Annotated in this window: 17 protein-coding genes; 1 reads left to right on the top strand and 16 read right to left on the bottom strand. The window is 48.3% G+C overall.

Annotated elements, in window-relative coordinates; genetic code table 11:
- Window positions 1-34: 34 nt before the first annotated feature.
- From flgC to sucC, 10 genes are all read right to left on the bottom strand, one after another.
- Window positions 35-484, bottom strand: a complete 450-nt coding sequence (flgC, locus tag L1N85_RS00970) for a flagellar basal body rod protein FlgC (RefSeq protein ID WP_235233840.1) — start codon at window positions 482-484, stop codon at window positions 35-37.
- Between the two features lie 2 nt (window positions 485-486).
- On the bottom strand, window positions 487-903 hold the full coding sequence (gene flgB, locus L1N85_RS00965) for a flagellar basal body rod protein FlgB (protein ID WP_235233838.1): 417 nt from the start codon (window positions 901-903) through the stop codon (window positions 487-489).
- A gap of 216 nt (window positions 904-1119) precedes the next feature.
- Window positions 1120-1890 carry a GTP-sensing pleiotropic transcriptional regulator CodY gene (codY, locus tag L1N85_RS00960; RefSeq protein ID WP_235233830.1) on the bottom strand — a complete coding sequence of 257 codons (771 nt, stop codon included), beginning with the start codon at window positions 1888-1890 and terminating at the stop codon, window positions 1120-1122.
- 27 nt (window positions 1891-1917) lie between these two features.
- Window positions 1918-3318: an ATP-dependent protease ATPase subunit HslU gene (gene hslU, locus L1N85_RS00955; RefSeq protein ID WP_235233825.1), complete on the bottom strand. Its 1401-nt coding sequence runs from the start codon at window positions 3316-3318 to the stop codon at window positions 1918-1920.
- Window positions 3319-3401: 83 nt separating this feature from the next.
- The gene (gene hslV / locus L1N85_RS00950) at window positions 3402-3947 is read right to left on the bottom strand and encodes an ATP-dependent protease subunit HslV (RefSeq protein WP_235233824.1); all 546 of its coding nucleotides are present in this window, start codon (window positions 3945-3947) and stop codon (window positions 3402-3404) included.
- 57 nt (window positions 3948-4004) lie between these two features.
- Window positions 4005-5324, bottom strand: a complete 1320-nt coding sequence (gene trmFO / locus L1N85_RS00945; protein ID WP_235233823.1) for an FADH(2)-oxidizing methylenetetrahydrofolate--tRNA-(uracil(54)-C(5))-methyltransferase TrmFO — start codon at window positions 5322-5324, stop codon at window positions 4005-4007.
- Between the two features lie 820 nt (window positions 5325-6144).
- Complete coding sequence (gene topA, locus L1N85_RS00940) at window positions 6145-8250, bottom strand: type I DNA topoisomerase (protein ID WP_235233818.1); 2106 nt, start codon at window positions 8248-8250, stop codon at window positions 6145-6147.
- Window positions 8251-8278: 28 nt separating this feature from the next.
- A complete protein-coding gene (dprA, locus tag L1N85_RS00935) occupies window positions 8279-9412 on the bottom strand; it encodes a DNA-processing protein DprA (protein WP_235233817.1) in 1134 nt (377 codons plus the stop codon).
- 177 nt (window positions 9413-9589) lie between these two features.
- Window positions 9590-10522: a succinate--CoA ligase subunit alpha gene (gene sucD, locus L1N85_RS00930; protein WP_235233813.1), complete on the bottom strand. Its 933-nt coding sequence runs from the start codon at window positions 10520-10522 to the stop codon at window positions 9590-9592.
- A 58-nt stretch (window positions 10523-10580) separates the two neighbouring features.
- Window positions 10581-11741 (bottom strand): ADP-forming succinate--CoA ligase subunit beta, encoded by a 1161-nt coding sequence (sucC, locus tag L1N85_RS00925; RefSeq protein WP_235233811.1) that lies wholly within the window; start codon window positions 11739-11741, stop codon window positions 10581-10583.
- A 324-nt stretch (window positions 11742-12065) separates the two neighbouring features.
- On the opposite strand from sucC, the gene L1N85_RS00920 reads away from it, so the two are divergent.
- On the top strand, window positions 12066-13637 hold the full coding sequence (locus L1N85_RS00920) for a YifB family Mg chelatase-like AAA ATPase (RefSeq protein ID WP_235233809.1): 1572 nt from the start codon (window positions 12066-12068) through the stop codon (window positions 13635-13637).
- Window positions 13638-13719: 82 nt separating this feature from the next.
- On the opposite strand, the gene L1N85_RS00915 is transcribed toward L1N85_RS00920, so the two are convergent.
- The 6 genes from L1N85_RS00915 to lepB form a co-directional block, all read right to left on the bottom strand.
- Window positions 13720-14094: a YraN family protein gene (locus tag L1N85_RS00915; protein ID WP_235233800.1), complete on the bottom strand. Its 375-nt coding sequence runs from the start codon at window positions 14092-14094 to the stop codon at window positions 13720-13722.
- Window positions 14087-14395, bottom strand: a complete 309-nt coding sequence (locus L1N85_RS00910) for an EscU/YscU/HrcU family type III secretion system export apparatus switch protein (protein ID WP_235233799.1) — start codon at window positions 14393-14395, stop codon at window positions 14087-14089. Before L1N85_RS00910 ends, L1N85_RS00915 begins: the two co-directional genes overlap by 8 nt.
- Window positions 14392-16224 (bottom strand): hypothetical protein, encoded by a 1833-nt coding sequence (locus L1N85_RS00905; protein WP_235233793.1) that lies wholly within the window; start codon window positions 16222-16224, stop codon window positions 14392-14394. The genes L1N85_RS00910 and L1N85_RS00905 overlap by 4 nt, the downstream gene beginning before the upstream one ends.
- Before the next feature lie 245 nt (window positions 16225-16469).
- Window positions 16470-17084: a ribonuclease HII gene (locus tag L1N85_RS00900; protein WP_235233792.1), complete on the bottom strand. Its 615-nt coding sequence runs from the start codon at window positions 17082-17084 to the stop codon at window positions 16470-16472.
- Window positions 17085-17110: 26 nt separating this feature from the next.
- Window positions 17111-17977, bottom strand: a complete 867-nt coding sequence (gene ylqF / locus L1N85_RS00895) for a ribosome biogenesis GTPase YlqF (protein WP_235233789.1) — start codon at window positions 17975-17977, stop codon at window positions 17111-17113.
- A 9-nt stretch (window positions 17978-17986) separates the two neighbouring features.
- Window positions 17987-18613 (bottom strand): signal peptidase I, encoded by a 627-nt coding sequence (gene lepB, locus L1N85_RS00890; RefSeq protein WP_235234334.1) that lies wholly within the window; start codon window positions 18611-18613, stop codon window positions 17987-17989.
- Window positions 18614-18678 lie beyond the last annotated feature (65 nt).

Below are 18678 nucleotides of genomic sequence, written 5' to 3'. Positions count from 1 at the left end.
CCCCTCCATGAAATCACATGATGCTTATATGTATTTATTTTCCAATTTCGAGTGCTTTCACAAACATCGCCTTCGTAGCATTGAGCGCAGTTACGTTTGCTTCGTACGAACGTGAAGCAGCTATCATATCAACCATTTCCTTCGTTACATCGACATTCGGCATATTTACATAGCCGTTAGCGTCAGCGTCAGGATGTGTTGGATTATAAACGAGTTTGTTTGGCGACTTGTCTTCTTTAATTCTCGTCACTTTCACACCCTGTGCAGCCGTGCCTTCGCCAAGCTGCTTCGAGAGCACATTAGAAAACGACTGCTGCAAAGGTTCCATGACGACCATTTTCCGTTTGTAAGGCTGGAATTGTCCGTTAATGAAACTTCCTCGAGTCGTTTCAGCATTTGCTATATTGGATGAGATTACATCCATCCGCAGACGCTGAGCGGTTAAAGCGGATGCGCTTATATCAAATCCTGTTGACAATCTCATTATCAGGCTCTCCCTTCGATTGCTGTACGCATCATTTTCACTTCATGGTTAATTTGCTGGATATACAGATTGTAGCTTAATTGATTTTTGGCCAATAGAGACATTTCACGGTCGATATCAACATTATTTTCATTGTTATTCATCGAGGTTGTTTCATCGGTAATGATTTTGGGTATTGGCAATGAAGAAGAACCGTTACCAATTGCAATATGTTTCGAGTTCGTTCGTATTCCAGTCAATTGTCCATCCTTCTGATTACCCATCGCTTGTTCCAACAATTGTTCAAACAAAACTTCAGACCGTTTGAAATGCGGCGTATCAGCATTAGCCACATTGTTAGAAATGACGCGCTGTCGCATTTCTGCGGCAAGAACTGCGGCTTCCATTCTTCCAAATGTTGCGCCATTCAACAAATTCACGTAGTTTCACCACTTTCACATAGAACGTCTTCTTCTTATGTATTCAACAGATTACTCTTCATTCCTGCTTCGTTCGACACTAAAATTAAAAAAATGAGATTTCTGTGTCGATTTTTGCCAACATGATAATATTCAACAAATCACTAAATTATTACAATAAGAAAAAAGCCCTATCTTTGTTTCAAGATAGGGCTTTACTGGTATAAACGTCCCGAGTTATGCTTTCATTTTATCCAATTCCTGAAGCAACTGGTTGTTCAAAATTTTAATGTAAGTGCCTTTCATCCCTAATGATCTTGTATCGATCACACCAGCACTTTCCAGCTTGCGCAGGGCGTTAACTATGACAGATCGGGTAATTCCAACTCGATCCGCAATTTTTGAAGCAACGAGCAAGCCTTCTCTCCCGTCCAACTCTTCAAAAATATGCTCGACAGCTTCTAATTCACTAAACGATAAAGAGCCGATTGCAACCGCAACAACGGCACGGCTGCGTACCTCATGCTCAATTTCTTCCGCCCGTTCCCGCAATATTTCCATACCGACAATCGTAGAGCCATATTCGGCAAGGACGAGATCATCATCATCAAAAGTGCCGTTCAATCGCGTCAGCACTAACGTACCTAAACGGTCACCCCCGCCAATAATAGGGACTACCGTCATAATTTCTTGATCCCCCAGCTTAGGAAAGGTTTCATATACGCCATGATCAGGCTTCACATTAGTCATGGATTCCTGCATATCCAGAAACCGAACATTGCTCTCTTGAGGAAAGCGAAGCTCGTCAGCGGATAGCGAACGAATAAAATCATGATCATAAGCATCGACGGCTGCGCAGCCAAGTATTTTACCTTTGCGGCTAACGACGAACACATTCGTTTGAATGGTTGTGCATAGCACCTCCGCCATTTCTCTGAAGCTAAGCGCTTTGCCTGCCGCACGCTGCAGCAGCCGGTTAAGCGTCCTTGTCTTTGTAAGTAAAGTCATTCTAATGCCTCCCAAAACTCTTAACAACTACAATATATATTGACTCAAATCACGATTTTGCGCAATGGTTCCCAGCTTTTCCCTAACATATTCAGGCGTAATCGTCATTTTGTCAAGAGACAGCTCCGGCGCCTCGAACGATAAATCCTCTAGAAGCTTCTCCAAAATCGTGTGCAGCCTGCGCGCTCCAATATTTTCCGTATTACGATTTACGTCCGCAGCAATCGATGCTAATTCATGAATAGCTTCGTCCGAAAATTCGATTTGGATACCTTCCGTTTCCAGAAGTGCTGAATATTGCTTGGTTAGCGCATTTTTCGGTTCCTTTAATATACTGACGAAATCATCCAAACTGAGACTTGTCAGCTCTACGCGAATCGGAAAGCGTCCTTGAAGCTCAGGTATTAAATCGGAAGGCTTGGATACGTGAAAAGCGCCTGCTGCAATGAACAGCACATAGTCCGTTTTGACCGGTCCGTATTTTGTCATTACCGTTGAGCCTTCGACGATCGGCAAAATATCGCGTTGAACCCCTTCTCTCGACACATCTGGTCCCGTTCCCCTGGAAGGACTTGCGATTTTATCAATCTCATCTATGAAAATAATGCCCGATTGCTCCGCCCTGATAATCGACTCGGATATAACATCATCCATATCGATCAGTTTGTTCGCTTCCTCTTGGGTCAGCGCCTTACGCGCTTCTTTGACAGGCAGCTTTCGCTTCTTCGGCTTCTTCGGCATCAGTTGGCCAAAAAGCTCTTGCATATTCATGCCCATACCTTCCGGCCCTTGCCCCGAGAGCATATCCATCATATTCGGTGAATTATCCTCAACCTCGATCTCGATGATTTCGTTTTCGAGCTTGCCGGCCGCCAGCTGTTCCTTAATTATGGAACGTTTTTGAGCTAATCCTTGATCGATGTCTGAATTCTCATTCGTTTCCTCTGTTTGCTGCTGGTTGCCGAACAGCATTTCGAATGGATTTTTTTGCGTCTTTGCTTTCGCAGCGGATGGTGCAAGCAAGGATACGATTCGTTCATTTGCCAGCATCTCGGCTTTGTCCTTCACATTTTCCGTCTTTTCCGACTTGACCATTCGAATCGCGGTTTCGATGAGGTCACGAACCATCGACTCGACGTCGCGTCCAACATAGCCTACCTCGGTGAACTTGGTTGCCTCAAGCTTAACGAATGGCGCTTTCACAAGCTTAGCCAAACGGCGTGCAATTTCTGTTTTACCAACACCGGTAGGACCAATCATCAAAATATTTTTCGGAACGATTTCATCGCGCAGCGTTTCATCAAGCATGCTTCTCCGGTAACGATTACGAAGCGCTATAGCAACCGAACGTTTCGCTTGCTTTTGACCGACAATATATTTATCGAGCTCCGCTACGATCTGTCGAGGCGTCAATGCATCATTTCCCATTTTAAAATCCCTCCGATATCATTTGTTCATATGGACTTCCGAAGCTTGATACGTCAAATATCTTTTAATACAAACTATACAGTCTATACAATCTCTTCTACGATTATATTATGATTAGTAAACACACAGATTTCTGCTGCAATTTCGAGTGCAGACCGAGCGATATCCTTAGCTTCCATTTCAGATGCATGACGTTTGAGAGCTCTAGCCGCCGATAATGCGAAGCTTCCTCCCGAGCCGATTGCCAATACTCCGTCATCAGGTTCAATGATTTCACCGTTACCTGATATAAGCAGGAGACCCGTTTTGTCCATAACCAGCATCATCGCTTCAAGTCTGCGAAGCACTCGGTCAGAGCGCCAATCCTTTGCCAGCTCAACCGCTGCGCGCTGCAAATTGCCATGATGCTCCTCAAGCTTCGCCTCGAATTTCTCAAACAAAGTAATGGCATCGGCAACAGATCCGGCAAAACCTGCAACGACCTGCCCCCGGTACAGCCTTCTTACTTTTTTGGCCTGATGCTTCATCACCATGCTATTTCCGAAGGTTACCTGTCCGTCTCCAGCAATTGCGCCCTTTCCCTCATGCCGAACCGCGCATATCGTCGTCGCGTGAAATTGCATCTCCATCGCTTTACCTCCTCAAAATTGTATAATAAAAATATCATATTAGATGTTTACGGCAATTTATTGCAAATGTTCCCGTTTAAATTGCTCAATGCCTTCAAGAGCACGGCTTGCAATCATTTCGTTCTTTTCCTTTTTGTTTCGAATCTTTTTCTCAAGCGGCGGGAACAATCCGAAATTCGCGTTCATCGGTTGGAAATGTTTGAAATCCGCCGTTGTTATATAGTTAGCCATACTTCCTAAAGTCGTTTGCTCCGGTAACACTACCAGCTCCAGACCGCGGGCTAATCTGGCAGCATTAATACCAGCAATTAGTCCTGATGCGGCCGATTCCACATAGCCTTCTACGCCAGTCATTTGACCGGCGAAAAAAAGAGTATCACGATTATTTAGCTGATAGGTAGGCTTTAGCAATCTCGGAGAATTGATAAACGTATTCCGGTGCATCACTCCGAATCGAACGAATTCGGCATTTTCCAATCCTGGAATTAGCGAGAATACGCGTTTCTGCTCCCCCCATTTCAAATGAGTCTGGAAGCCAACCAGGTTGTAGAGCGTGCCCGCGGCATTATCCTGGCGCAGCTGAATGACGGCGTGTGGCAGCTTACCCGTATGTGGATTAATGAGCCCTACCGGTTTCATCGGTCCAAACAGCACCGTTTGCTTTCCCCTGCTCGCCATGACCTCAATCGGCATACAGCCTTCGAAGTAAATTTCTTTCTCAAAATCCTTCACTTCCGCCGTTTCTGCTGTCGTGAGCGCTTCATGGAAAATGTCGAACTCTTCCTCCGTCATCGGACAGTTTAAGTAGGCAGCTTCCCCCTTATCATATCTGGAAGCCAAATAAACCTTGTTCATATCTATAGAATCCTTTTCCACGATTGGCGCAGCGGCGTCGTAAAAATAAAAATATTCCTCGCCAAGCAGCTCGCGGATTTGAGAAGAGAGTCCCGGTGCCGTCAAAGGACCCGTAGCTATAACCACGATGCCGTCGGCAGCAATTTCAGTCACTTCCTCGTTACGCACTTCTACCAGCGGATGCTCTTGGAGCCTCAGCGTTACCTCGCCAGAAAACCCGTCGCGGTCTACAGCAAGCGCTCCGCCCGCAGGCACGGCATGCTTATCGGCACAGCTTAATATAAGCGAATCCAGCTGTCGCATTTCCTCTTTCAATACGCCTACCGCGTTAGTCAAGCCGTTTGCGCGCAAGCTATTGCTGCATACTAGCTCGGCAAATTGATTAGTATGATGGGCCGGCGTTTTCGTAACGGGCCGCATTTCATAAAGGACAACAGGAACTCCTTGTGATGCGATTTGCCATGCAGCCTCACTGCCTGCAAGACCTGCTCCGATGACTGTTACTTTTTGCGGTTGTGACATAATAAGTCAATCCCTTCAGTATAAATTCACCCAAACCCTCGAGGGCTTCTACCAAACCTTCAAAGGCTTCTATCCAAACCTTCAAAGGCTTCCACCAAACCTTCAAAGGCTTCTATCCAAACCTTCAAAGGCTTTCGAACCCTCCCAAACCCTCCCTTCCAAGGGAGGGCCCCAAGGGTTGCACCCTCTGGACACCCGCAATTGGAATAACGTAGGAGAAGCAGAGACGGTTGTGAGTTTCTATTGTGTAACGCTCGCTTTCATCCCTGGGGGACACGCTTCCTTTTTGACTCGCCTGTGCCGCCTGTTCCTGAGTAACGTTGGTGAAACAGAGGCGCTCTGGTGTTTGGTTGGCTTTGTGCTCGCTTTCATCCCTGCGGGACACGCTTCCTTTTTTAAGCGCCTGTGCCGCCCGTTCCTAAGTAACGTATGAGAAGCAGAGGCGGTTGTGTGATCCGTTTGGGTAGTGCTCGCCCTCGTCCCTAAGGGACACGCTTCCATTTAGAACGCCTGTGCCGTCTGTTCCTGAGTAACGTTGGCGAAGCAGAGGCGCTCTGGTGATTGGTTGGCTTTGTGCTCGCTTTCGTCCCTTAGGGACACGCTTTACGTTTGGGTACGGAGTACGGTCTTAATTTAGATGTTTAAACCCTTCCTTTATTTACGGAAGGGTCGTGAATGCTAATCGTTACTTTGTATGATCGTATAACAACGGTGTCCTCCCTGTTTAGAGGGAGGACGGTGTAAGACTTTACATGAATATTGTGGTTGTACTTGGTTGCTCATGTTAGCAGTTGGTTAACCTTAAACGGGAAGCAAATTATTAGCTGTTCTCGATATCTTGATCTTCTTCGTCAGGCACCTCTTCGGAGTAACCGCAAGACGGACAGTTTAGCTTTACACCGCTTCGTTTGCGCTTCTCTACCAGCTTCGAATCACATTGAGGACAAGGCTTGTTTGTCGGTTTGTCCCATGATACGTAATCGCAGCCCGGATATTGATCGCAGCCGTAGAAGATCCGGCCTTTCTTACTGCGTCGCTCGATAATTTTGCCTTCCGCGCATTTCGGGCACGTAACGCCGATGTCTTTGATGATCGGCTTCGTATTGCGGCAATCCGGAAAGCCCGAGCAGGCGAGAAACTTACCGAAACGGCCCATTTTGTACACTAAATGGCGGCCGCACTTCTCGCATAGTTCATCGGATACTTCGTCCTGTATCTCGATTTCCTTCATTTCATCCTCGGCTACTTCTAAACGCTTCTCAAAGGTTTCGTAAAAATTCGAAAGTACTTTTACCCAATCCTCCGTACCTTCTTCCACATGGTCGAGATTACCTTCCATATTGGCCGTAAATTCCGCATTAAGGATTTCCGGGAAAAACTCCTCCATCAACTGAATAACAAGATCGCCAAGCTCCGTTGGCATAAACTTTTTCTCTTCCATCGCCACATAGCCGCGCTTCTGAATCGTCTCCAGCGTTGGGGCATATGTACTCGGACGTCCTATGCCCAGCTCCTCAAGCGTCTTCACTAACCTTGCTTCTGTATAACGCGGCGGAGGCTGCGTAAAGTGCTGCTTGGGATCAATGGTTTCAGCTTTGATGACATCGCCCGCAGCGAGTGGCGGCAAAAACTTATGCTCCTCAACCGTTCCGTCATCATTGCCTTCTACATACACCTTCATGAAACCGGCAAACTTCACCTTGGAGCCATTAGCTCTAAATATCGTATCGCCCGCTTGTAAATCTACCGTCATTGTATCAAGCACAGCCGATTGCATCTGACTCGATACGAACCTTTCCCATACAAGCTTATATAATCGCATCTGATCTCTGCTTAGAAACGGCTTCATGGATTCAGGATCACGAAGAATCGACGTCGGCCGGATAGCTTCATGTGCATCCTGGGCGTTGCTATTTTTCTTTGTGTAAACGCGCGGCTGTTCCGGCACAAATTCAGCGCCGTATTTGTCCGTAATGTACTCCTTCGCTTCCTCCTGGGCTACAGGCGAGATTCGGGTAGAGTCTGTTCTCATATAGGTTATTAAACCGACCGTTCCCTCCTTGCCCAGCTCAACGCCTTCATACAGCTGCTGCGCGACTGACATCGTCTTTGAGGCCCGGAAGCCTATTTTTCGAGCGGCCTCCTGCTGCAGTGAGCTTGTAATGAACGGCGGCGCCGGATTACGGAGACGCTCCTTCTCCCTAACCTCGGATACGGTGAATGGACTGCCCTTCATCGCACTGAGCACTTCCTGCACTTCCGCTTCCTTGCCCAATTCGCGCTTTTCCCCGTTAATCGAATAATACTTCGCATCAAAGGTAATTCCGGAATGACTAAGCTTAGCCGTAATTGACCAATATTCCTCCGGCTCGAAAGCGTCAATCTCATTATCCCGGTCAATTATGAGCTTTACAGCCACCGATTGTACGCGGCCGGCGGACAAGCCCTTCTTCACTTTTTTCCATAGCAAAGGACTAATTTTATAACCGACTAGCCGATCCAGAATTCGTCTGGCCTGCTGAGCGTTTACGAGATCCATGTTTATTTTTCGCGGCGTTTTGAACGCATCCTTAACCGCTTGCTTCGTAATCTCATTAAATACAACGCGGCAGGTGTCTGTTTCATCCAGCTCCAAGTAATGTGCCAAATGCCAAGCAATCGCCTCGCCTTCGCGATCCGGATCGGCTGCGAGAAAGACATGTTTCACTTTTTTGCTGGCATCCTTCAATTCCTTCAGGACGCTGCCTTTACCGCGAATGGTTATGTATTTAGGATTAAAATCATTTTCAACTTCGACGCCGATCTGGCTTTTCGGCAAATCGCGAATATGTCCCATAGATGCCTTAACGATGTACTTGCTGCCTAAATATTTACCGATCGTTTTGGCTTTAGCTGGTGATTCGACGATAACTAAAGAATCTGCCATTTGAGGCGCCTCCTCTCTCCACTGCTTGCTATAAAGCCATATATATGGATCCTGGCTGCAGTTCGATTTTCCGTTTTATACATAAATTTAGCAGAAGTGCATTCAAATGTCCAAACGGAATCGCTGACAGCTCGTGTAATTCGTTAATAGATAGCGGCTGATCGTGTAAAAAAGCAATCAGTTTGTTCTCATCGTCGGTTAACACAATATTTTCAGAAGACTGCTTATAACCGCTGGTTCTATCCGTATTCTTATAGGCATCTAGGGCAGCAGGCAGCCAATTCAGCTCATCAATGATGTCCTTCACGCCGCTGATCAGCTTCGCTTCTCCTCGCTTTATAAGCTCGTTCGGCCCTTCGCTCTTCGGCGATGAGATAGGTCCGGGAATCGCGTATATCTCTCTAGACATGTCTGAAGCATGCTGAGCCGTTATCAGCGATCCGCTGCGCGTTGCGCCCTCAACCACGACAGTGCCGACGGACAAGCCCGCTATAACCCGGTTCCGTTGAGGAAATTGCCCGGGATGGAGCGGAGTGCCAATTGGCGTCTCCGATACGAGCAAGCCGTGCTGAGCAATCTTGTGAAATAAAGAAAGGTTCTCCGGCGGATAACAGGTGTCAATAGGTGTAGGCAGTACGGCAATCGTACCTCCCGCTTCAAACAAAGCGGCTTCATGCGCCTTGCTGTCTATACCTCGCGCTAACCCGCTAACGACTGTAATGCCCGTGGCCGACAGCTCCTGCGCAAGCGATGTGGCTGAATGTCTGCCATAAGCGGTTGGCACTCTGGTTCCTACTACCGCGATTGCTGGACGCTGCAGCAATTCCAATCTCCCTCTTGCATACAAAACCCACGGCGGCTGTGCGATTTCTCTCAAGTTCTGTGGATAATCCGCATCAAATGGCGTTATTGCGACCGCATTAGCTCTTGCAACGGCTTCGGAGAGATCTTCAGTTAATATCCATGGTCGCTCGGCGTACCGCTCAGCAGCTGACTGAGCTTGACCGCGATGCAAACCTATCTCAAGTAAATCTTCTATGCTCCAAGAGCGCTTTTGCCAAAATTGGTGCTTTACAGCTTTTTGAATCGTATGCCAACCGATACCGGGTATTTCATGAAAAGCAATAATCATTTTTCTGCAAATGTCATTAAAATTATTCAATTCGCCCAACCCCTTTTTTTAATAGGATTGGCTTGCATTCTTATCTATTGTGCGTTACACAGCTAAAGAATGCAAGTCAACCGTTAAAATAATGAAATCCAATAAACAAAAAAGCAACCTTCCAACTCCCATTTTCGGGTCATTGAAAGGTTGCTTACCTTAAATTGAGCTATTTGATTATTTGCGCGTAATACATTTTTCGAGCAAGCCTTGCTCTTTTAGCACACTAACAAGCGTCGAGCCCATTTCGGACGGAGTAGGAGCTACTTTGATGCCGCAAGCTTCAAGCGTAGCGATTTTTTCAGCAGCTGTACCTTTGCCTCCGGAAATAATGGCGCCTGCATGTCCCATGCGTTTTCCTGGAGGCGCCGTTGCGCCGCCGATGAAGCCGACAACCGGCTTCTTCATGTTCGCTTTAATCCATTCAGCAGCTTCTTCCTCTGCCGTACCGCCAATTTCGCCGATCATGATTACGGCATAAGTATCGGGATCGTCATTGAATTTGCTTAGAATGTCAATGAACTCGGAGCCTTTAACAGGGTCGCCGCCGATGCCTACCGCGGAGGATTGTCCAATACCGCGGGTAGTAAGCTGGTGAACCGCTTCATAAGTCAAAGTACCTGAGCGGGAAATAACGCCAACGTGACCAGCGGTGTGAATATAACCAGGCATGATGCCGATTTTGCATTCGTCTGGCGTAATAACGCCCGGACAGTTAGGGCCGATCAACGTTGTCTTGCTGCCGTCCATGTAACGTTTTACTTTTACCATATCAAGCACTGGAATGCCTTCTGTAATGCAAATAACAAGATCAAGCTCAGCGTCTACCGCTTCCATGATCGCATCGGCTGCGAATGCAGGCGGTACATAGATAACCGAAGCGTTAGCGCCAGTAGCCGCAACAGCTTGAGCTACTGTATTGAATACAGGAAGAGAAACAAGCGATCCGTTATCAAGAGTAACATCGACGTTCGTGCCGCCTTTGCCCGGTGTTACGCCGCCAACCATTTGCGTACCGTATTCCAAAGCGCCTTTTGTATGGAACAAGCCCGTAGCGCCGGTAATACCTTGCGTAATGACTTTTGTATCTTTATTGACCAAAATGCTCACTCTTAACTCACATCCCCTGAATGAATTCGTGTACGGACGAGCCGCACAGCAAGTTATCTTATTTCACGAGAGCGACAATCTTCTGCGCGCCGTCCGCCATGGAATCCGCAGCCACGATGTTCAATCCCGATTCTTTCAAAATATTTTTGCCGAGGTCTACGTTCGTACCTTCAAGCCGAACCACGAGCGGACGGTCAAGTCCAACTTGCTTAGCCGCTTCGACAACACCGTTAGCAATAACGTCGCAACGCATAATGCCGCCGAAGATGTTAACGAAAATACCTTTAACCTTCTCGTCGGACAAAATGATTTTGAACGCTTCCGTAACCTTCTCCGCCGTAGCACCGCCCCCTACGTCAAGGAAGTTGGCAGGGTCGCCGCCGTAATATTTGATAATATCCATCGTTGCCATAGCAAGACCGGCGCCGTTAACCAAACAACCGATATTGCCGTCAAGCGCGATGTAGCTTAGGTCGAATTTGGATGCTTCGATTTCCTTCGCATCTTCTTCCTCAAGGTCGCGAAGCTCAACGATATCCTTTTGACGATATAACGCATTCGAATCAAAGTTCAGCTTCGCATCGAGTGCGATAACTTGTCCGTCGCCGGTTACGACAAGCGGGTTGATCTCTGCAATCGAAGCATCTTTCTCAACGAAGGCCGTATAAAGAGAGATCATAAACTTCACCGCTTTGTTCACAAGCTCGCCCGGAATGTTGATCGAATAAGCCAATTTGCGAGCTTGGAAAGCCTGCAGGCCGACAGCCGGATCAATAATCTCTTTGAAAATTTTCTCCGGGGAGTGCTCGGCTACTTCTTCGATCTCTGTGCCGCCCTCTTCCGAAGCCATCATAACGACACGACCCGTATCGCGGTCCAAAACGACGCCGATATAATATTCCTTCTTAATATCGCAGCCTTGCTCGATCAGAAGACGTTTTACTTCTTTGCCTTCCGGTCCTGTTTGGTGCGTAACCAACACTTTGCCGAGAATTTCTCCAGCGTATGCGCGCACCTCGTCCAAATTTTTAGCTACTTTAACTCCGCCCGCTTTACCGCGGCCGCCTGCGTGAATTTGAGCCTTCACGACGACAACCGGTGTTCCGAGCGCTTTAGCCGCTTCAACAGCTTCATCGACAGAGAAGGCTACTTTACCTTCCGGAACGACTACTCCATACTGTTTAAGGACCGCTTTCCCTTGATACTCATGGATATTCATTGTTGAAATCCTCCATTTCACAGACTGAAATCAGTCATATGTACATAAACCTCTATCATTGTAGCACCTTTCCCCATTTGTTACCTTAGTTTCACACACAATTAATACGGCTTTTTTGATATGAGTTTAATCTCAAATTGAGATTAAACGATTTAAACCGACAAACTACGCCATTTAGTATAGCCAAATCACCGTTCCTATACGCTATTCTTTTTTGTGCATTGACAAGTTGAAACCAACTAAATTATGATATTTTCAACTGCAAAATTAATGGTACGGATGGTAAGGAAGCACCTTCATTCTGAGATGGGGGTGCTTTTTGTCATGTTCAGTTTAATTCAAAGCGCAAGCGTATACGGTGTCGATGGGAAAAGGATATCGGTAGAGGTTGACATTGCGAGCGGACTCCCGCAGGTTAATATCGTAGGCTTGCCTGACCCTGCAGTCCGTGAATCGGTCGAACGAGTAAGAGCGGCGCTAAAAAACAGCGGTTTTACTTTTCCTATGGATCGGATTACGGTCAATTTGGCACCGGCTGACCTCCGCAAGGAAGGCACATCCTTCGATTTGGCTATAGCTGCGGGCATATTGACTTCCAGCGGACAAATCAGCGCGGTGCCATTTGAACATACGCTTCTGATCGGAGAGCTTTCGCTTAATGGAAGCGTTCGTCCCGTTGCAGGTGTGCTTGCGATGATCGAACAAGCCAAGCAAAGCGGCATTACTCGAGTCCTTCTGCCGCATGGCAACGTAAAGGAAGCCGCCTGGATATCCGGCATGGAGCTATTTGCATTGTCGCATTTGAAGGAGCTTGACCTTCAGAAGAATAAACAAAACGGCTGGGATCATATTCAAGAACCCCCGATGGGCATTCGCTCCAACATTGGGTTGAATAGCGGCGCTACAAACGAACTGCATACCGGCATCGGAGATTACGGGGATGTCATCGGGCAGCACCAAGCCAAGCGGGCCATGCTAATCGCAGCCGCCGGCAAGCATAATTTGATTCTAAACGGCCCCCCGGGCACCGGAAAAACGATGATGATCCGCCGGTTACCCGGTATAATGCCATCGCTTACGGAGCAAGAAGCACTCGAGGTTACAAAAATATACAGTGTTGCCGGCAAGCTGACGGAAAGCTCGCAAGGCCTTATCACGCATCCGCCCTTTCGCGCCCCTCATCATACGATCTCAGCAGGCGGACTGATTGGCGGAGGCTCGATTCCAAAGCCCGGAGAAGTGACTTTAGCCCATCGGGGCGTCCTTTTTCTTGATGAGTTACCCGAATTTCCAAGACAGGTTTTGGAAGTGATGCGGCAACCGCTCGAGGATCGTATCGTCTCGATATCACGTTCCAAGGCCGTATTTCAGTTTCCGGCAAATATCATGCTCGCCGCTTCCTTTAATCCTTGTCCGTGCGGTTACTATGGGCATGAATACGGGGACAAACGCTGCATCTGCAGCGCTTCTGCCATTAGCCGTTATCGCTCCAAAATTTCCGGTCCGCTCCTTGATCGGATCGATTTGCATTTAGAGGTGCCTCGCCCCATCTCATTCGACAGCGCTCAAACGGGTCCCTCCCTTACTTCCGCACAAATGCGGCAGATGGTCGTTGCAGCAAGATCCTTTCAATATGAACGGCTCACCGGACACGGAACTTTGTTCAATGGCGACCTTTCCGCCTCCGCACTTCGGAAAACAGTCAATCTAAGGCCGGAAGCTTCGAGCCTGCTTGAAAATGCTTTTGAAGCGCTTGGCATCAGCATGCGTGCCTACGACCGGATGCTTAAGCTTGCCCGCACAATCGCCGACTTAGAGGCAAGCGAGACCGTTGAAGCGGAGCATGTAGCCGAAGCGATTCAATACCGCAGAATAGATAATCCGCAGCATTGGTAACTTAAATCAGGGGCTTCTCCATTAGATTTAATCCCTTTGGAAGCCCCTGTTTATTATGTATTCATCGCATTCGTACTTAATTTCAGAAAGCACCTTCGTAATGCTTATACTCGAGAATGCTGTCCATTTGCCGGCTCATCGTAATGGCAATGACATCGAAGCGAATCGATTCCGCAGAACAGCCTATGCTCCGCAAATAAACCTGTGCCGTATCTCTGACTTGCTGCTGTTTGCGCCGGTCTACGGATTCCGCGGCCGTTCCGAACCTGCCTCCCGTCTTGCGCGTTCGCACTTCGATGAACACCAATCTGCCCGCATCATCCGCGATAATATCGATTTCCCCGGATCGGCAGCGCCAATTCCGCTCTACGATTTTATAGTCCGCTTCGATCAAGTAATCACAGGCTGCATCCTCGCCAAACTTTCCCGTCTGTATCCTTTGATCTTTCTCACTCATCGTTCATCTCCCTCGCTTTGCGGTCCGACCGATAGACAAAGCTCAAAATTTCTGCAACCAATGTGTAAAGTTCGGGAGGTATTTCCTGATCCACATCCAATTTGGATAGCACCTCGACCAAAGAGGAGTCCTCTTGGATCGGAATGCCATTCTCCTTCGCCCGCTCAAGAATAAGCTCAGCCAGTTCTCCTTTTCCCTTCGCTACCAAGACTGGAGCGGTGCCTTCACCCGGCTCATACTTTAAGGCTACTGCTTTTTTTATATTCTGCTTCCCTGAATTCATCTCTTGTTCGCTGTTCATATGCGATAATCGACTCCTTTGTAGCGGGTAGAAGAAAACGATGATAAATCGGGAGGCTGCTGCATGTTCGCAGCGGCTGCCGATAGCGCCTCCGCGCTTGTCTGCCCCGCTTTTGGCAGGGGGATCGTTCGCAGTGAAAGCAGCTTGTATCCCGCTTGCTGTAGACTTGTCACAATTTCTGAACGTGAAGCATCTGCAAGCGCTGCTATAGCCGGATAGTCATTCCACAAATTCAAGCTTACGATTTTGTCCACTACGTTTACATCAACCAATGTGTCGCCTAACGTTTTCATGTAGAGGTTAAACAATAATCTGCAATTGGAGGCATCCAGCTCTCCTTTACGTCCACGGCGCGTTTGTATATGTACGGATGCCGTTTGACTGCCATCGGGACTATTTAAAGGGATAAACATCGTCACATGCGTAAGCATCGAGCTGTTCCGTTCCGGTGCTAAAAGCAGCTGCTGCCCGGTAATTTGCTGAACAAGCTGCTGGACCGTTTCCTTAATGGCGGGAGGAACGTCGTCCGCCGCTATTAGCGTAAGCAGCGCGCTTTTGAGCGTTTCCTGCTGTACCGGCTGCACTGGCTGCGCAGGATCGGCAGCGGTACTGTTATCCAACGCCATCGATAATGGCGGCGATGTTATCGCAGAAGCACGTTCAACTTGATTCCGCAAATCCAGCATCCGGTCAGGCTGCTGAATTTCCATATCCGCAGGTTTTCCAGCTGTCGCTGCTGCACGGTTCGAATGCGTATCCCCTTCCTCTTCAATGGCTTGTAATGCACCGGCCGCATCGCCTGCCTTTACTGCAGCGACCCGATTGCGTTCTGCTTCTGCGGTCACATTAGTCTTGTCCGTCTCGCTTGATTGCGTCACAAGCGCGTTCTGCATTGCCTGAGAATCCAATGTCAACAATTTCGTTAGCTGAAGCTCATGATCCACGCCTAGCCATTTCATCATCTGTCCAAGCCAATTGGATGGATTGGCTGTGCCACGGCCCGATTGGGGCATTGCGTTAAGGTCTTTATGATCAGCGTCAACAGCTGACAATCCATTGCCGCTTAGCTTATTGTCGGAACGTGCAACGATTCCCGTGTGCTTGTCATTTATCGAATTAGCGCTTGGCTGTTCTCCAGCTGAAGCTGCTCCGCGAAGCAGCTTCGCTCCTTCAGCAAGCAAGTTGTCTACACGTGCCATTGCCTGGGATACAAGCTTTCTATCTTCCTCGCCGTCGAGAGTATTAGCGGCCGACGCAAGCTGCTGCTCCAGCGTCTCCAGAAGCTCGTGGGCGTTTCTCCCGAACATGACCTGCTGCAATGCGCCTATCGTTGCGCCCGTCATCGGCAACCCTCGTTTAAATGCAGCAGTGGACGCCTGCATCCATTGCTCGGCATCGCTGCCTGAAGGCAGCGACGCTGCTGCCTGTTGAAATAGTTGCGATACCTCGCGGTTGAGAATGACGCCTTCATTGCGTAAGTCCTTTACGATCGAGGCCGCCCACTTCTGTTCAGGCAACGCGAGCTGCTTGGCCCATTCTTTGAACGTATCCTCTGGCAATCCTGCAGCGCTCGGATCTATCTGCTTCAGCGCAACAAGCGCTCCGTTTGATTGCGGCTGTACCTGCAGCATCGCCGTCTGGCCCGCCTGCAGCGGAATTTCCATTTTCGCCCGCACTTGTATGCCATTGATTTGCACAAGCGCCTCGTTATTTTCCATTACTTGCAAAATAACTCCCCGTACAATTTGACCAACCTTGAGCTCCATTGCCCGAGTATCGGTACTTGACGCTTCACCCAGGAAGCTTCTCATCATTTGACTAATATTCATCTATTTTCCCGCCTCCGTCGCAGCAGCGCCTTCGTTCGACTTCCGTACATGTGCTTACTTCACTGTCATTTTGTTTCCGCATACGAATCAGGTCATTCCTATAACTACTATATCGGCTAAAGCTCCCCAACCCTGAAGCACCAATCCTCCAAAACAAACAGAAACAAAAAACGCTCATCAATCACACATGGATTTATCATCCTTGTGCAATCAAGCGAGCGTTGATCTTTTAAATTTACAATTGGCTAGAACAGCTGCAACTGCTCCTCTGGAAATAACTTTCCAAGAAATGATCTGCGATGAAGCGGGCACGGACCATGTTCAAGCAATCGTTCCCTATGCAGCTTTGTCGCATAGCCCTTGTGAACGGCAATGCCGTATACCGGATACCGGTGCTCCCATTCCACCGCGCAAAGCCGATCGCGCGTAACTTTGGCCACAATTGAGGCTGCAGCGATCGACTGGCTGGCCGCATCCCCTTTAATAATCGAAAGCTGCGGCAAAGGCACGTCGACTTTCTCCGCATCAACGAGCATATAATCGGACGGCGTTTGCAAAGATTCAACCGCAAGCTTCATCGCTAATCTAGAGGCCTGCTTGATGTTTATTCGATCGATCGTCTCCGCATCTACGCGGGCCGCCGACCACGCCACACATTCCTGTACGATCTTATCATATAGCTGGTCGCGCTTTTTCTCAGAGAGCTTCTTCGAATCGTTTACCCCTTCGATAATATGGCCCGGCGGCAAAATAACAGCAGCAGCAACTACATCGCCGAACAGGCAGCCGCGGCCAACCTCATCTACTCCCGCAATCGATTTAAAGCCTTCCTGCCATAACGACTGTTCATATTGCAGCACGTCACGTTCCCCCAATCTGCATCCGCTTAATAGGGCGGAGCCTCAAGCGTGATACGACCGAGCTTGCCAGAGCGCAAATCCCGTAAAATAATGCCTGAAGTTTTCTCCAAATCAACGCGTCCGCCACTAACCAGGCACCCTCTTCGCCGTCCGATATCTTCCATCACACGAACGATCTCGTCGGAATCGGAAATATTCTTCGGAGGCGTTTCAAGCTCATACCGTTCCTTAATGGTAGGCCAATAACGCTCCACAAGCTCACGCATGGCAAAAAATGCGATATCGTCCACATTCAAAATCTGTTCGCGAATGGCTCCGGTCATCGCAAGACGGTAGCCGACAAGCTCATCTTCAAACTTCGGCCACAAAATGCCCGGCGTGTCGAGCAGCTCCATCTCGGTGCCGACTTTGATCCATTGCTGCCCTTTCGTTACACCCGGACGATCACCGGTCAACGCGATAGCGCGACCTGCGAGCTTGTTGATAAGCGTTGATTTACCGACGTTCGGTATACCGACGATCAGTCCGCGGATGGCGCGCGGGTTGATTCCTTTAGCAATTTGACGAGCGATTTTATCATGTAAAATTTGTTTCGCCTTCAGCGGAACTTCACTTACCTTCGTGCCTGTCGATGAATCGATTGCGATGGACTCATAACCTTCGTTACGGAAGTAAGCCATCCATTGCTCCGTTGTCTTCGGATCTGCCAAATCGGATTTATTCAATACAATTAGCCGCGGCTTGCCGTTCAAAATTTCCTCAATCATCGGATTGCGGCTTGAAAGCGGAACCCGGGCATCCAATAGTTCGATGGCAAGATCGATTAGTTTCAGCTTGTCTTGTATTTGCCGTTTCGCCCTGGTCATATGACCGGGGAACCATTGAATGGTCATTTACTCACCTCATTTAGTCCAGTGCTTAATAAATTCCAGCTTGTTCAGCGGCCAAAAAATAATATCGGCCCGTCCGACCACCTCATCATCGGTTACAAAACCGATAACTCTGCTGTCCGAACTATTCCTTCGATTGTCGCCCAATGCGAATATCGCACCTTCCGGAACAGTCATTTCCTGATTACTTGAGTTCGGGAAGTTAGAGTCTGGTCCTGCCAAATTATATAACTCGCCTTTCGCATGGGCCGCTTCAATAGCTTCCTTTATATAGGGCTCATCGATTTTCTTTTCATTAATATAAAGGTCATCGCCCTCAAGTCTTATCGTATCCCCCGGTACGCCAATTACTCGCTTAATAAACTTTCGATCTTGCTCCGGGACATCGAACACGACAACCTCGCCGAACTTCGGCTCTCGAATCGCATATATAATTTTGTTAACAATTAACCGTTCACCAGTCTCAAAATTCGGCTGCATCGATGGCCCGTCCACAATAAACGGCGAGAATAGAAATTGACGGATGAGAAATACGAGAACGACCGCGATAACAAGCGCTTTGATCCATTCCACGATTTCCTTATAAGCGCCGCTCTGCTTGCCAGAGCCGGAAGCATGGGCCGCGGCACGGTTCGGTATATTTTGTTGAAATGCATGACTTTGCGTTTCCGTTGAATCATTATCGCTGCCGTCGTTCAACCCGT

This window comes from Paenibacillus alkaliterrae (genome assembly GCF_021532375.1).
In the GTDB taxonomy this organism is placed as follows: Bacteria; Bacillota; Bacilli; order Paenibacillales; family Paenibacillaceae; genus Pristimantibacillus; species Pristimantibacillus alkaliterrae.
Note: the sequence above shows the minus strand (reverse complement) of the source record. Positions and strands in the feature narration are given on the sequence as shown.

Excerpts from the sequence above, each read along its gene's own strand:
- ylqF (WP_235233789.1), bottom strand. The coding sequence starts at position 17,977 with ATGACCATTCAATGGTTCCCCGGTCATATGACCAGGGCGAAACGGCAA.
- sucC (WP_235233811.1), bottom strand. The coding sequence starts at position 11,741 with ATGAATATCCATGAGTATCAAGGGAAAGCGGTCCTTAAACAGTATGGA.
- hslU (WP_235233825.1), bottom strand. The coding sequence starts at position 3,318 with ATGGGAAATGATGCATTGACGCCTCGACAGATCGTAGCGGAGCTCGAT.
- L1N85_RS00905 (WP_235233793.1), bottom strand. The coding sequence starts at position 16,224 with ATGAATATTAGTCAAATGATGAGAAGCTTCCTGGGTGAAGCGTCAAGT.
- flgC (WP_235233840.1), bottom strand. The coding sequence starts at position 484 with ATGAGATTGTCAACAGGATTTGATATAAGCGCATCCGCTTTAACCGCT.
- L1N85_RS00910 (WP_235233799.1), bottom strand. The coding sequence starts at position 14,395 with ATGAACAGCGAACAAGAGATGAATTCAGGGAAGCAGAATATAAAAAAA.
- L1N85_RS00915 (WP_235233800.1), bottom strand. The coding sequence starts at position 14,094 with ATGAGTGAGAAAGATCAAAGGATACAGACGGGAAAGTTTGGCGAGGAT.
- codY (WP_235233830.1), bottom strand. The coding sequence starts at position 1,890 with ATGACTTTACTTACAAAGACAAGGACGCTTAACCGGCTGCTGCAGCGT.
- topA (WP_235233818.1), bottom strand. The coding sequence starts at position 8,250 with ATGGCAGATTCTTTAGTTATCGTCGAATCACCAGCTAAAGCCAAAACG.
- trmFO (WP_235233823.1), bottom strand. The coding sequence starts at position 5,324 with ATGTCACAACCGCAAAAAGTAACAGTCATCGGAGCAGGTCTTGCAGGC.
- L1N85_RS00920 (WP_235233809.1), top strand. The coding sequence starts at position 12,066 with ATGTTCAGTTTAATTCAAAGCGCAAGCGTATACGGTGTCGATGGGAAA.
- hslV (WP_235233824.1), bottom strand. The coding sequence starts at position 3,947 with ATGGAGATGCAATTTCACGCGACGACGATATGCGCGGTTCGGCATGAG.